A 13849-nucleotide genomic window follows, 5' to 3' on the forward strand; every position below is an offset into this window, starting at 1 on the left:
GTAATGTATTTAAAAAACACAATATATGGTATAATTCCTTTATAAACAACTTTGTTTCAACCGACCAAATTTCATAATCGGGGGGAAAGTGCATGAAAAAAATCTATGTACTCGATACTAACGTCCTCATTCAGGCACCACATGCTTTAAAGTGTTTTGATGATAACGATGTTATCCTGCCACTGGTGGTACTTGAAGAACTGGATTCGCACAAGCGCGACGAGGGTGAGCGGGGTGCCAATGTCCGTGAAGTGATCCGTTTGCTTGAAGAGCTGCGGGAGAAAGGAGATCTTACCAAGGGAGTTGAGCTGCAGGATGGCGCAATTCTCAGGATTGAGAAGAATTTTAAAGACGTAGAATTGCCAAAGGATATGACGGAGTATAAATCCGATAATCGTATCCTCAGAGTATGCAAAGGGCTTTCCGATACATCCAAGGAACAGGTTATTCTGGTAACGAAGGATATATTGATGCGTATAAAGGCGCAGCTTCTAGGAATTAAAGCTCAGGATTTTACAACTGAACAGGTAGTATCACATGGAGAACAGTATGCCGGACGCATAAGAGTTTATGCACCCGAGGAGAATTTTAAGGAGTTTAGAAGAAAAGGAGTTCCGGTGGACGTAGTTTATACCTGCGATGGAGCGGGTAATAAAATCAAGCCGGAGCTTTATGAAAATGAATTTGTCGTACTCCAAAGCGATCAGGCCACTAATAAGACTCAGATGGGCAGGGTTGATCATGGAGTGATTAGGAAGCTTGAATTTGAAAAGGCACAGCCCTACGGGGTCACCCCCAGAAATGCCGGGCAGTATTTCCTTCAGGAGGCACTTATGCAGCCTGCTGAGAAGGCACCTTTGGTTATTGTAAAGGGAATGGCAGGAACTGCAAAGACATTTTATTCGCTGGCTGTTGGTCTTGAGAAAATGGTTAATCGTCCCACGGGAGAATACAGAAGAATTCTGGTCTGCAGACCTAATTCGCAGTTTGATGATGATATTGGTTTCCTCCCTGGCGATGAACAGGAGAAGATCGGGCCTCTTATGAGACCTATAATAGATAATCTGGAGCAGCTGATTGATTCCAGTGAAGAAGAACGATATCAGGATGAAAAGGAGCTTCAGGATAAAACAGAAGAGATATTTGAGAGGGGAATTGTTCAGACTGAAGCGCTGAATTTTATCAGAGGGCGTTCTATTTTAAAAACCTATCTCATTATTGATGAAGCTCAGAATATGACACCGGCTCAGGCAAAAGGTATCATAACCAGAGCAGGTAAGGACACTAAGATAATTCTTTTAGGTGATCCGAACCAGATCGATCGTCCATTCCTTGATGAGAGGACAAATGGCTTGTCCTACGCGTCCGAGCACATGAAGGGCTCAGAACTGTGCTGGCAGATAACCTTGTCTACAGAGGAATGTGAGAGATCAAGACTTGCAATGGATGCTATTGGAAGAATGAGAGATAAAGTGATAATGTGATTTATAGTAAATACCCTCGTGAGGTTGAGTCTTTCGAGGGTATTTTTGTGGGCTATAGTTATGAATGGTAATAGTAGAAGAAAGATAATTTTTCATATAGATGTTAATTCTGCATTTCTCTCTTGGACTGCGGTGAAACGCCTGAAAGAGGATCCGGATTCCATAGACCTCAGGACTATTCCCTCTGTAGTAGGAGGAGATATTAAAACGAGGCACGGGATAGTGACAGCAAAATCTATCCCTGCCAAAAAATATGGAATTAATACCGCTGAGCCAATCACAAGTGCTCTGCAGAAATGCCCAAAGCTTGTGGTTGTTCCTTCCGATTTCAAGACCTACAGGGAGTATTCTCATGCATTTATCGATATTTTGAGGAGCTACTCAGAGATCCTTGAGCAGGTTTCTATCGATGAGGCATTCCTGGATGTAACCGGGCTATCATCATTTGATGTGAAGAAGCATTTGATGGATGTGTTTTCGGGTGAAGCAAGCACAGATGAAGACTTATATACAGATAAAACCAGTATTGAAGAAGCACATGCGGATAATATGAGTTCTGCAGGTGAAAAGTATACTAAAGGGACTAATAATGTAGAAGAATCCTATGCAGATGGAACTAATCATGTAGAGAAATCATATGTTGAAGGTACTAAACATGAAAAAGAATCCTATGTTGATGGACCCGGGAATGGGGCTGAATCCTATATTATTAGAAATAATCATGCAGAAGATCTTTATGCAGGTAGAAAGCAGTTGCAGAATAAGATAGACTCAATCGAAGGAATTAACGAGCCGTTTCCGATATGTCTTGCCGCTGCCATCAGGTATGAGATCCGGACGAAGCTTGGATTTACTGTAAATGTGGGAATATCTACGAATAAATTACTTGCTAAGATGGCAAGTGATTTTACAAAGCCTGACAAGACCCACACCCTCTATCTTGAAGAAATACAGGATAAAATGTGGGGGCTCGATATAGGCGACCTTTTTGGATGTGGCAAAAAGAGTGCTGAAAAGCTCCGTGGAGTAGGAATTCGAACAATTGGTGAAGCCGCCACAGCTGACATGGATCTTCTAAAGTCTCAGCTTGGAGAAAAGTCAGGGGATTACATAAAAAGAAGTGCTAACGGAATCGGATCGGATACTGTTCATCCTGAGAGAGAGGATGCCAAGAGCTATTCGAATGAGACCACCATGACCTACGATATCACTGCTGCAAATTATGACCAGGACATGCCTCCGGTAGTCAGGTACCTTTCTGAGAAAGTATCCGGCAGACTTAAGCGCGATGGCGTATATGGCGGAACAGTGACAGCGCAGGTTAAAACCAATGATTTCAAGCGTTTTTCAAGGCAGATAAAGCTTTCAGAATCCACTGACAATGCAGATGTCATCTATGATAATGCCATGTTTCTTTTGGGGAATCTTCTAACCGGAGAAAATGGACTTTTTGAAGATGACATTGGAATCAGACTGGTGGGGGTCGGAGTCGATAATCTTGATAACGGAGAATACCGACAGGTGAATCTCTTTGACTGGGCAACCACCGGGCAGGCTGAAATCAAAAAAGAAAAGGAACTTAATGAGAAGCAGGAAAAGCTTGTGGAAATGGAGCGCCTAATAAAGGGCAAGTTTGGAGACGACGCCATCAGCAAGGGACTATAAGAATCAGGAATTCGTGAATGTATCAACCTTCACTGAATGCACGACAAATCTTCTTCCGCTTCCGGATTGCCCCTGGCACGTGGACAAGGTGAGAAGAGAAGGGTAATCCTCAAAACTAACATCGTTTGGAATATCCATCATGGAATTTCTTTTAACAAATTTCAGATATTCATCATAGCCTTCATGGTCCTTCACTTCGGTATAGCTGTAGGAACCGTCAGTTGTAATGTAATAGGAAAAAACTCTGTACTTAAGTATTTTATCTTTAGTATAGATATATATGAAAGGATCCTTTTCAAGCGGATTCTCATCTCCTGATTTGTATAGAGATTTGAGAGAACCAAACATTGACTGATTTTTCATGTTATGTCCAAAAATCATATCGCTCAGGCCGCAGAAATTCTCATCACTAAGGACATCCATAAAGATTGCGCCGGCCTTATTATTTTTTCCATCAAAGGTCTTATAGAGATACTGATCTATGCTCTGCTCCTTAACAATAGGATAGTTGATTTTGGAAAATGCCGGAAAATACAACCATCCGATAAAATCTGAATTAATTTCCTCTAACGCAGCAAAATTGATGTCGAGCTTCGGGTAGTCCTCCGGACTTTCAGAATCATCACCAGGATTTGTTTCTGCAGGCTTAACATAAGTATCCTTGATTGAGTTGTATTCATTAACTGCTGCTGAATATTCGGACTGATCCTTGTAAATCATAACAGCTTCGTATATGACTACTCCAAGTAGTGCAATTATAATTATTACATGAAAAAATCTGTATAACGGACTAGTGGTATTGTTCTTGTTTTTACTCATAACTCTTGTTAATATTCTCCTTTAATACTCTTATTGGTATTCCCTTAGAAAATTCGAAAAAAGTCCTGTGAACATCTTAGTTTATACAAAGCAAAATTATCAGTTTATTTTCGCTTTATGTGTGTATCGTTCATGAGGGATAATTTCATCCTTTCATTATCCTAGTAAATTGAATCTAATTTTGCAACTTTCCTAAGGAATAATCGTTATTTGTAATTTGATCAAATATTAAATAGAATCAGACTTTGTATCTTTCCTGGGAATATTCATTCTTTGTGATTTGGCAAAAATCTGTGCGTAAATGCACGGAAGAGTCAATATATGAAAAAAGAAGAAAGTGACTGCACAATTACACTATATACAGATAAAATATAAACTATAATATGAATATGTTCAGTCACTTATGAGATAAACAAGATTTAGACTGAAATATATATCAAAAAAGTGATAACTACAAAATGTTATTATGAATACTGAGGAGTCTGTTTTCAATTTCTAATTGTTGTGACTGTAGGCAACCGAAATACCACAAAATTATACCCCAAAAATAGAACCTAATTCCCGATAAATGATTTTATCGATATGGATAACGAAAAAATTTATATTTATTTTCCTTGAAATGTTTTTTGCAATGCCATATTTTAAAATATAAGCCTTGGATGAAGTTTATAAGGTAGATACAGACTTTTTTATACAAACCATTAGTGCTACTGTCATCAAATAAATCGACTTTATACTTCGTAAAAAGTCGAGGTATTTAATGACAGCAGCACTAGAGCAAAATGTAAAAGAAGCAGGGATACAAAATGAAATTTATAAGAAAGAAAAGAACTTATTTATCAGCGTTTATCTTTGTGCTGACATTCTTTATGATAGGAATGATCCGGGTAAATGTAAGTGCAAAAAATGGTACTCCTGTAGGAGGAATGTGGATTCCGGAACGTGAAGAAATTGAGACTATCGTAATAGATGACACGGAAAAAAGCTTAGATGATAATCCCAATCTTCTCAGAGGAAGTGCAGTTTATCCTTTGGATGCTGTTCCGGTAGAAACCGGGCCTCATTATGAATATCTTTCACAAGAGGAGAAGATTCTCTATGAAGCTATCTACTCTTTGATTTCTACAAAAAAATATATTCCATATAGCAAAAGAAATAATGTAAACGCAAGTGACGTTTATTCAAATTATTCTTATGTGATTTATTCAGGAAATAAGTCTTTTAGTGAAATTTATGGCATAAGTAGTATGAACAGTATTCTCAACAGAGTTCAGGAGGCGCTTTATTTTGACCATCCTGGTAATGTTGAGTTTTATATGTGCATGGCTAACTATGGAATTGTCACTCGGGGAAATGGCACAGTGGAGTCCTATGTGTACACAAAAGCATATTTTGATGATACTCAGTTTGCAAAAATAAATACTACAATTCAGAACTCTTTAAATACAATTGTTGCCGACATACAAAGTAAGAACCTTGTGGATGCTAACTGGCCTGCCATTACAGAGCTTAATGTTCATGACTATTTTTCCAAGATGGTTTCTTACGATAATGATGCTGCAAATGACGCAGGGTATTCAGGTTATTTCAACGTTGCACACACCGCCTATGGATCTTTATATAACAAAAAAGCAGTATGTGACGGGTATTCTACAGGCTATCAGATGATTTTGGAAAAGCTTGGAATAGACGCCATGGTTATAGCAGGAAAAGCTACTACAAGCAGTTCCGGCTCTGGAGGCGGGCATGCCTGGAATATTGTAAGACTTGATGGATTATGGTATGAAGCGGATACTACGTGGGCATCAACATCAAGTGGCGGAACTGTATCACACGATTACTTTAACAAAACCACCTCTGAATATGCTAATGGAATAAAAAATCATAAGCATATCAGAACGGAAAATCAGGGTTATGTAGGCTATCGCATGCCTGTTGCGACAGGAACACACTATACCTATTCATACATTACTCAGAATAGTAGTGCTATGCAAAAAGATTCAGATTATATTGCTGTTCAGGGAATAGGTATTTCAGCAGAAGCTATGGAAGTTGATGAAGGTACAAACTTTACCATTAAGCCTACTTTTACTCCCGAAAATGCGTCTATAAAGGAATATACCTATGAAAGCAGTGACCAGAATGTAGTTAAGGTTAACGGCAAAATGCTGTATGCAAATTCTGCAGGAACTGCCAATATTACGATAAAAGCAACTGATGGAGGCTTCACGAAAACATGCGCTGTCACTGTTAAAGCAGTTCAGAATCAGACTGATGATACAGAGCAGAATAGTGGTAGCGGACAAAAGGATAATAGTGGTCAGAATGGTGGAAACCAGAATGCCGGAGGAAGTGGCTCAGGCGATAATAGTCAGTCCGGAGATAATGGTCAGCAGGGCGGCGGACAAAGCGGAAATAGTGACCAGCAGGGCGGCGGACAAGGCGGAAATACTGACCAGCAGGATGGCGGACAAAGCGGAAATGGTGATCAGCAAAGCGGTGGCCAGTCAGATAATAATGATCAGTCACAAGGCAGCAGCAATCAGGAAGCTCCTTTGCCCAAAGCTGCAGGTACGTACATAAGTTATTCAGTTAGTTCTGAAAACGGAACCTATGTTGTTAATGATGAAGAGGCGACAGTCACCTTACAGAAGGTAGGGAAGAAGAATGCATCAAGTCTTACAATACCTCAGGTCATCACAGATGAAAATGGACTCTCCTACACTGTCACAAAGATTGGTTCTAAGCTTAAGAAGGGAAATAAAAAGCTCAAAAAGCTTGTCATTCCGAAAACTGTTACAACAATAGGTAATAACGCATTTGCAAACTGCACTAAACTAAAGACAATCAGAATTTATGCGGATAATCTTACGACAGTCCGGAGCGGTGCATTTAAGAATATAAACGGCAAATGTAAGATAACAATAATAGCTGCAAATAAGAAACAATATAATAAAATTGTGAAAAAGCTGAAAAAAGCCGGTGCTAAAAATGCGACTTTTGCTTATAAAAAGGGTTGAGAAGGCTTAATCGATTTGTCCGAATAATGAAAATATCATAAGTACTGCGTATAGCGCTTCTGTATGGATACATATTTTGAAAGAAAATAATAATAGCATCAATCATAAATGAAAAATTTTATGATTATTTAATTGACAAATATGATAAACATGCTATTATTATGCTATGTAATTATCAATAAACTATTCTTTAATTTGGAGGAACGGAAATGAAGAAGTTTAGACGCGCTATTGCTACATTAGTTGCAGTCGTTTTCTCATTAAATGTAATGGCATGCGGTGAAAAGCAGGTAGCTACTATTGACGATGTGGCTGCTCTCAGAGGGATCAATGAGGATATTGAGAATATTTATATTGATGACGAGGCTATAGCTCTTGCAGGTGAGATCACTTCAAGTGAAGGTGCTGTGGCAGCAGCTCAGGCAGCGTTCGCACTTGTTAATCAGAAGCGAGCTGCATCAGGACTTGGACAGCTCCAGTGGAGTGATTCACTTACTCAGGCTGCTTTGGTACGAGCACAGGAGATTGTTGGAACATTCTCACATAACAGACCTGATGGAAGTCCCTGGTACACTGTAAACAGCAACATTATGTTTGGCGAGAACCTTGCTAAGCTTTACAATACCGGCGATTCAGTAGTTGCCGCTTGGATGGCATCTCCCACACACGCTGCTAACATTATGGAGGCAGGATTTAAGACAGTGGGAATTGCAGTTTTTCAGGCCGGTAACGGCAATTGGTACTGGGCTCAGGAGTTCGGATATTAAAAAGAATAAACGTGTTTTGGAAGGTCCTGTGACGTTGCGTCACAGGACTTTTTGTTGTATTATAAAACAGTTACTGACTGTGTTAATTTACAGTAGTGAAGTGCAAACGCACTAAGGAGGGATTTATGAAAAAGAAAATGCTGGCAGCTATTTTGGCTGCATCCATGATGGTGGTTTCAGTCACCGGTTGTGGAGACAATCGTAAGGTAGCAGAGGACAACAGTGTTGCAGAGGACACTTCAGAGGAGACTGCAGAGGATACTTCTAATGCAGAAGATACTTCAGCTGCAGAGGCAGAAAGCTCCGAAGAGACTACTGAAGAGGCTGCAGAAGAGGCATCAGATGATGCTACTGAAGAGACTTCAGATGACGCTACAGAAGAAAAAGAAGAGGAGACCGATGCCACAGATGTTTCTGAGGGTGCTGAGGAGTACGTAATCGGTATCTCACAGTTTGCAGAGCACGGTTCACTTGATAACTGCCGTGTAGGTTTCCTTCAGGGACTTGCAAATGAAGGAATCGTAGAGGGTGAAAACCTCACTGTTCATTTCCAGAATGCTCAGGCAGACACAGGTACTGCAAGCCAGATTTCAGATGCTTTCGTTGCTGACGGTGTTGACCTGATCTGCGGAATAGCTACACCCAGTGCCATGAGTGCATACAATTCAGCGCTTGGCACAACAGTACCCGTTATTTATTCTGCTGTATCAGATCCTGTTGCAGCTGAACTTGCAAAAGAAGATGGAACTCCTGTAGGTAATATCACAGGTACTTCAGATGCACTTGCAGTTACAGAGCAGCTTGATATGATCCGTAAGATGCTTCCTGATGCAAAGAAGATTGGAATTTTATATACTACAAGCGAGACTAATTCAGAGAGCACAATTGCCCAGTACAAGGAGCATGCTTCTGAATATGGCTTTGAGATCGTAGAAAGCGGTATCAATACATTAGCAGATCTTGATATGGCAGCAGCAGACCTTGTTACAAAAGTTGACTGCATCAACAACCTCACAGACAATACAGTAGTTTCAGGTCTTCAGACAGTTCTTAGCTATGCAAAAGAGCAGAAGATTCCTGTTTTTGGTTCAGAGGTTGAGCAGGTTAAGGTTGGTTGTGTAGCAGCCATGGGACTTGATTATATCCAGCTTGGAATTCAGACCGGTGAGATGGCAGCCAAGGTTCTTAAGGGTGAGAGCAAGGCTGAGGAGATGCCTTTTGAAGTTATCAACGAGCCCAGCCTTTATGTAAATACAAAGGCTGCTGAAGAAATCGGCATGACACTTGATGATGCTCTTGTATCAAGTGCAGCAGAGACTTTTGACAGCATCGCATCCAACTGATAACAGGTTGTATAGGAGCCAGGTACCGTTAGTGCATATTCACAGAGTGCTTACGGTATTTGTATCCCACCGGATTTAATCAGATATAAACTATTGTTTATCTAGGAGGAAATATGGCACTGATAGTAAGTGTGCTGGAGCAGGGATTGTGTTATGCGATCATGGCTCTTGGAATGTACATAACATATAAAATATTGGATTTCCCGGACATGACCGTCGATGGTGGCTTCCCTTTTGGAATATGCCTTGCGGTGGTTATGATAAGGGCAGGAGTTGCTCCCATACTTACGCTTCCCATCTGTTTTGCGGCAGGCTGCCTTATTGGTGTATGTACCGGTATTATTCATGTGGTGTTCAAGGTAAGGGACCTTCTTGCAGGAATTATCATGATGACAGGATTGTATTCTGTTAACTTAAGGATTGCAGGAAGAGCAAACCTTCCCATGTATGATTACTATACTATTTTTGACAATAGAACCATGAATTCATTATTTGGTGCAGTTCCCGGATTGGATAAGTTTCAGTCAGTTATAATACTTCTTGTTATAACTGTAGTTGTGAAGCTGATACTTGACTGGTATCTGAAGACAAGATCAGGTCTTATGCTTCAGGCGGTAGGTGATAACGATGTGCTTGTAACATCTATGGGTGTTGACAGAGGTAAGGTTCGCATCACAGGGCTTGCAATTGCAAATGGCCTGGTTGCCCTTTCTGGTGCTATTTACGCTCAGCAGCAACGCTATTTTGATGTATCCATGGGTACCGGAACAGCAGTTATCGGACTTGCCAGTGTTATTATCGGAACAGCACTTCTTCGTAAGATATCATTTTTCAAAATAACAACAAGTGTTGTAATAGGAGCTATTGTTTATAAGGCGTGTGTTGCAATCGCTATTAAATGCGGATTACAGTCAACAGACCTTAAGCTCATCACAGCTGTTCTTTTCCTTGTGATTCTCATTATCACCAGGGATAGAAAGCGGAAAGTAGAGGCCTGATATGCTGGAGCTTAAATCAATTTATAAAAACTATAATCCCGGCAGCGTCAATGAGATGTGCCTTTTTGATGACTTCAATCTGGTAGTTCCTGACGGTCAGTTTGTGGCAGTGGTTGGAAGTAATGGATCAGGAAAAACCTCAATGCTTAATATCATTTGCGGATCTATTCAGGCAGACAGAGGCGAGGTTTTGGTAAATGGTGTAAATATAGCCAATGAGCGCGACTATCAGAGACATAGGACGATTGGAAGAGTATATCAGGATCCTTCCAAAGGAACCTGTCCCTCTATGAATATCCTTGAGAATATGTCAATAGCTGACAATAAGGGAAAAAGGTTTGGCCTTCAGCCCGGTGTCAACCACAGACGCAAGGACTATTACAGAGAGCTTCTTAAAAGTCTGGGTCTTGGACTCGAGGACAAGCTTTATACCAAGGTTGGTTCTCTTTCCGGCGGACAGAGGCAGGCAGTTGCACTTCTTATGAGCACCATGACACCTCTTGAGTTTTTGATTCTTGATGAACACACAGCTGCACTTGATCCTAAAACAGCTGATATAATAATGGAACTCACTGAGAAAATCGTAAGAGAGAAGAAGGTTACGACCATCATGGTTACACACAATCTTCGTTATGCCACCAAGTATGGCGACAGACTTCTTATGATGCATGAGGGTTCGGTTATTCTGGATAAGTCAGGTGAAGAAAAACAAAAGATGGATCCTGATCAGATAATGCACCTATTCAATGAGATAAGTGTTGAATGTGGAAATTAAGATAAGTCTGTTAGCAGGCTTTTCTAAGCTGGTGAAAAATGACGATGATGTACCTGGAGTACTACTAAATAACGCACCTGTGATTTTCTTAAACGCATTAAGGAAAAAGCGTTCAAGAAGTCATAGGTGCGTTTTGATAAAGTGCAAAAGGCGACGGTCTTTACTTTAGTTTTGGTCGCTTTCGGTATATTTCTCATCGCAATATTTGCAACGATAGATTTCTTTTTCTTCATCAGCAAGATAGAAGATATGAGGCAGTCCCTGCTCGATTGATGAGATACAGCGGGGATTATGACATTTAATGACGTTCTTTATCTCGTGAGGAAGGAAAAGGGCTCTTTTTTCAACGATTTCTCCGGCTTTTATAACATTGACGGTGATATTGTGATCTATAAATGCCAATACATCCAGATCCAGAGTATCGATATCGCATTCAACCTTCAAAATATCTTTCTTGCCCATAACATTACTGCGGGCATTTTTTATTATGGCCACAGTACAATCAAGTTTATCAAGCCCTAAATGATGATATATCTGCATGCTTCTCCCGGCCTTTATATGGTCTAAAACGAAGCCTTCTTCAATTTTACCTACATTAAGCATAGCTTATCCTTTCAAAAGTATAATGATTTATGAACTGCTTTTCTTATAAAATCCAAAACTCTGATATGAGCATGGTCATCATATGGCAAGATTATTGAATTTCTTATGAAATATAATAATCTATAAGCGCTTAGAATACCCTAAGCAGTCCGTGGTTCATATGCGCACCTGTCTTATCAAGTAGGGTCAGAATCAGTGCCATTCTTACGTATAGGCCATACTGAACCTGCTTGAAATATGCAGCTCTCGGATCCTTATCAACCTCGACAGAAATCTCATTAACTCTCGGAAGAGGATGGAGGATATGCATATCCTTTTTAGCTAAAGTCATCTTCTCTTCATTCAGAATGTAGAAATCACGCAGACGGATATAATCCTCTTCATTGAAGAAACGTTCCTTCTGAACACGAGTCATATAAAGCAGATCAAGTCTGGACATTACATCTTCAAGTTTAATTACTTCTTCATATGATATGCCCTTTTCATTAAGAAGTTCCGTAATGTAGTCGGGAACGCGAAGCTCTTTAGGAGATATGAAAATGAAATGGATATCCTTATATCGAACTAAAGCATTGATCAAAGAATGAACGGTTCTGCCGAATTTCAAGTCACCGCAAAGACCAATAGTAAAGCCACCGAGTGAACCGTGAAGTGAACGAATAGTTAGAAGATCTGTAAGAGTCTGAGTGGGGTGGTGATGACCACCATCACCTGCATTAATAACAGGAATAAGTGAATTTGCAGCTGCTACCATAGGAGCACCTTCTTTGGGATGGCGCATAGCACAGATATCAGCAAAACTGGAAATAACACGGATAGTATCTGCGACGCTTTCTCCTTTTGAAACGGAGGAACTGGAAGCATCGGCGAAACCAATGATCTGACCACCAAGTCGCAGCATTGCTGTTTCGAAGCTGAGTCTTGTTCGTGTACTTGGTTCATAGAAACAGGTTGCGAGGATATTACCATCGCATTTATGAGCGTAGCTGCTCATGTTCTTTTCGATATCGGCTGCTGTATCAAAGAGTTGATCCAACTCCTCGATGGAAAAGTCGAGCGGACGCATCATGTGTCTTAGATTGTTCATCATAGATTGTGCACTCCCATATATAAAAATGATGTAAGGAACATAGCTTAGTTGCTTTGACCCTTACATCATTATATATGTTTGAAGCGCTTTGTCTAGAGCGAATTTGAATTACTTTTGAGGACGAAAAGTGCTTGGCATTTCAGAGCCGTCAACCGGTACATGAAGCATGACATTATCTACACCAAAGGGCTTAAAATACAGATATTTTGATGTAAGATTAAGGGCGTGATAAATGCCTTCTGCTATTACTGTGTTACCGGAACCGTCAAGTCTTGTGACCCTAAGGGTCTGATTTCCTGCTTCTGATGTGGCATAAAAAATGTTGTACTCATTCATGTTGTAGAAATCGACTCTGGAATTCGTTATTACATCTGTAGTTCTGCTTATCAGATTGGTTCTGCAAAGTCTGTAGTGGTGGGCTGCGTCAATATAATAAACATAATCACCCTGTATGATCGGCTGCCAGATATTTCCACTGAGTATTATGCTGGATGAGTTTTCTGAAAGGGTGTCCATCACATGAAGGTCGTGATCAAGATCAATGCCACTGTAATAAATCTTGCCGTCCAGTGCGCAGGATGGATCCAATAATTCGCTGGTTATGGTCTTTTGATTCTGCTTGTCGATTCGGATGGAATTAAGTCCTGCCTTAGAACCTGTGTCAACGCGATAATAGAGATTACTGCCTACAAGCTGTACAGCAGAAATAGATTCTCTGTCAAGAAGAGTCTGATTATCTCCATCATAATCGCATCTGTATAAGCCATAAAAAGTTGAAACTCTTCCAAGTCCTTTTAAATCACCGGATAGATTTGTTTTAGAATAGTCCAGGTAGTAGTAGACATGTTTTCCTGCTCCGACAATACTGCGGACACCCATTGATGTCAGCTCTTTGAGATTGGTTTCATCAGGGGACATGGTATACAGACAGTCGTTTTCCAAAGGATTGGAAAAATAAACTGTATCGCCCATCTCCAGAAAAAGTCCTCCATTATACAGATTACCCGGATTGTTTCCAACTACAGTTTCATCATTCATGGGGACACGTTTTGAGAGAGTATATATTAAAATCAGTGCTGAAAGCGTTACAACTATTACTGAAAAAATAATGAGAAAGATTCTATTACGCATAAGAGATACACCTCATCATTAACTTATATTATCAGTACGAAATATTGACTTTATTTTATAAATTATAACACGGTTTTTAGCTATGATACTATTAACTTTCCCTTAATTTATCCGCAAAATGTGGTATATTTAATAATAAAGATTTGCTTATAGA

At 40.0% G+C, this 13849-nt stretch carries 11 protein-coding genes; 7 read left to right on the plus strand and 4 right to left on the minus strand.

Translation table 11 applies throughout. The features are described from left to right. Positions 1–92: 92 nt before the first annotated feature. The gene (locus G622_RS0112690) at positions 93–1484 is read left to right on the plus strand and encodes a PhoH family protein (RefSeq protein WP_026511027.1); all 1392 of its coding nucleotides are present in this window, start codon (positions 93–95) and stop codon (positions 1482–1484) included. Positions 1485–1529: 45 nt separating this feature from the next. Then, on the plus strand, positions 1530–3149 hold the full coding sequence (locus G622_RS24705; RefSeq protein WP_049945843.1) for a DNA polymerase Y family protein: 1620 nt from the start codon (positions 1530–1532) through the stop codon (positions 3147–3149). Positions 3150–3152: 3 nt separating this feature from the next. Here the strand turns inward: G622_RS24705 and G622_RS0112700 are convergent, their stop codons facing one another. Next, on the minus strand, positions 3153–3968 hold the full coding sequence (locus tag G622_RS0112700) for a class B sortase (RefSeq protein ID WP_026511028.1): 816 nt from the start codon (positions 3966–3968) through the stop codon (positions 3153–3155). An 806-nt stretch (positions 3969–4774) separates the two neighbouring features. On the opposite strand from G622_RS0112700, the gene G622_RS0112705 reads away from it, so the two are divergent. The 5 genes from G622_RS0112705 (at position 4775) to G622_RS0112725 (ending at position 10871) form a co-directional block, all read left to right on the plus strand. Continuing rightward, on the plus strand, positions 4775–6988 hold the full coding sequence (locus G622_RS0112705) for a leucine-rich repeat protein (protein WP_026511029.1): 2214 nt from the start codon (positions 4775–4777) through the stop codon (positions 6986–6988). A gap of 209 nt (positions 6989–7197) precedes the next feature. After that, positions 7198–7755 (plus strand): CAP domain-containing protein, encoded by a 558-nt coding sequence (locus G622_RS0112710; RefSeq protein ID WP_049945844.1) that lies wholly within the window; start codon positions 7198–7200, stop codon positions 7753–7755. A gap of 125 nt (positions 7756–7880) precedes the next feature. Continuing rightward, positions 7881–9098: an ABC transporter substrate-binding protein gene (locus G622_RS0112715; RefSeq protein ID WP_026511031.1), complete on the plus strand. Its 1218-nt coding sequence runs from the start codon at positions 7881–7883 to the stop codon at positions 9096–9098. Between the two features lie 113 nt (positions 9099–9211). Then, positions 9212–10096: an ABC transporter permease gene (locus tag G622_RS0112720; protein WP_026511032.1), complete on the plus strand. Its 885-nt coding sequence runs from the start codon at positions 9212–9214 to the stop codon at positions 10094–10096. A gap of 1 nt (position 10097) precedes the next feature. Beyond that, on the plus strand, positions 10098–10871 hold the full coding sequence (locus tag G622_RS0112725; protein WP_026511033.1) for an ABC transporter ATP-binding protein: 774 nt from the start codon (positions 10098–10100) through the stop codon (positions 10869–10871). Positions 10872–11036: 165 nt separating this feature from the next. On the opposite strand, the gene G622_RS0112730 is transcribed toward G622_RS0112725, so the two are convergent. The 3 genes from G622_RS0112730 to G622_RS0112740 form a co-directional block, all read right to left on the minus strand. Next, positions 11037–11474 carry an aspartate carbamoyltransferase regulatory subunit gene (locus G622_RS0112730; protein ID WP_026511034.1) on the minus strand — a complete coding sequence of 146 codons (438 nt, stop codon included), beginning with the start codon at positions 11472–11474 and terminating at the stop codon, positions 11037–11039. Between the two features lie 130 nt (positions 11475–11604). Further along, on the minus strand, positions 11605–12561 hold the full coding sequence (gene pyrB / locus G622_RS0112735; RefSeq protein WP_026511035.1) for an aspartate carbamoyltransferase: 957 nt from the start codon (positions 12559–12561) through the stop codon (positions 11605–11607). Between the two features lie 111 nt (positions 12562–12672). Continuing rightward, a complete protein-coding gene (locus G622_RS0112740) occupies positions 12673–13695 on the minus strand; it encodes a DUF5050 domain-containing protein (RefSeq protein ID WP_026511036.1) in 1023 nt (340 codons plus the stop codon). Positions 13696–13849 lie beyond the last annotated feature (154 nt).

The sequence above is a fragment of the Butyrivibrio sp. LC3010 genome (assembly GCF_000424385.1).
Lineage (GTDB): Bacteria > Bacillota > Clostridia > Lachnospirales > Lachnospiraceae > Butyrivibrio.

Bases quoted from the DNA above. Each gene is read 5' to 3' on its own strand.
- G622_RS0112725 (WP_026511033.1), top strand. From the start codon at position 10,098: ATGCTGGAGCTTAAATCAATTTATAAAAACTATAATCCCGGCAGCGTC.
- pyrB (WP_026511035.1), bottom strand. From the start codon at position 12,561: ATGAACAATCTAAGACACATGATGCGTCCGCTCGACTTTTCCATCGAG.
- G622_RS0112700 (WP_026511028.1), bottom strand. From the start codon at position 3,968: ATGAGTAAAAACAAGAACAATACCACTAGTCCGTTATACAGATTTTTT.
- G622_RS0112710 (WP_049945844.1), top strand. From the start codon at position 7,198: ATGAAGAAGTTTAGACGCGCTATTGCTACATTAGTTGCAGTCGTTTTC.
- G622_RS0112705 (WP_026511029.1), top strand. From the start codon at position 4,775: ATGAAATTTATAAGAAAGAAAAGAACTTATTTATCAGCGTTTATCTTT.
- G622_RS0112740 (WP_026511036.1), bottom strand. From the start codon at position 13,695: ATGCGTAATAGAATCTTTCTCATTATTTTTTCAGTAATAGTTGTAACG.
- G622_RS0112715 (WP_026511031.1), top strand. From the start codon at position 7,881: ATGAAAAAGAAAATGCTGGCAGCTATTTTGGCTGCATCCATGATGGTG.
- G622_RS0112730 (WP_026511034.1), bottom strand. From the start codon at position 11,474: ATGCTTAATGTAGGTAAAATTGAAGAAGGCTTCGTTTTAGACCATATA.
- G622_RS0112720 (WP_026511032.1), top strand. From the start codon at position 9,212: ATGGCACTGATAGTAAGTGTGCTGGAGCAGGGATTGTGTTATGCGATC.
- G622_RS0112690 (WP_026511027.1), top strand. From the start codon at position 93: ATGAAAAAAATCTATGTACTCGATACTAACGTCCTCATTCAGGCACCA.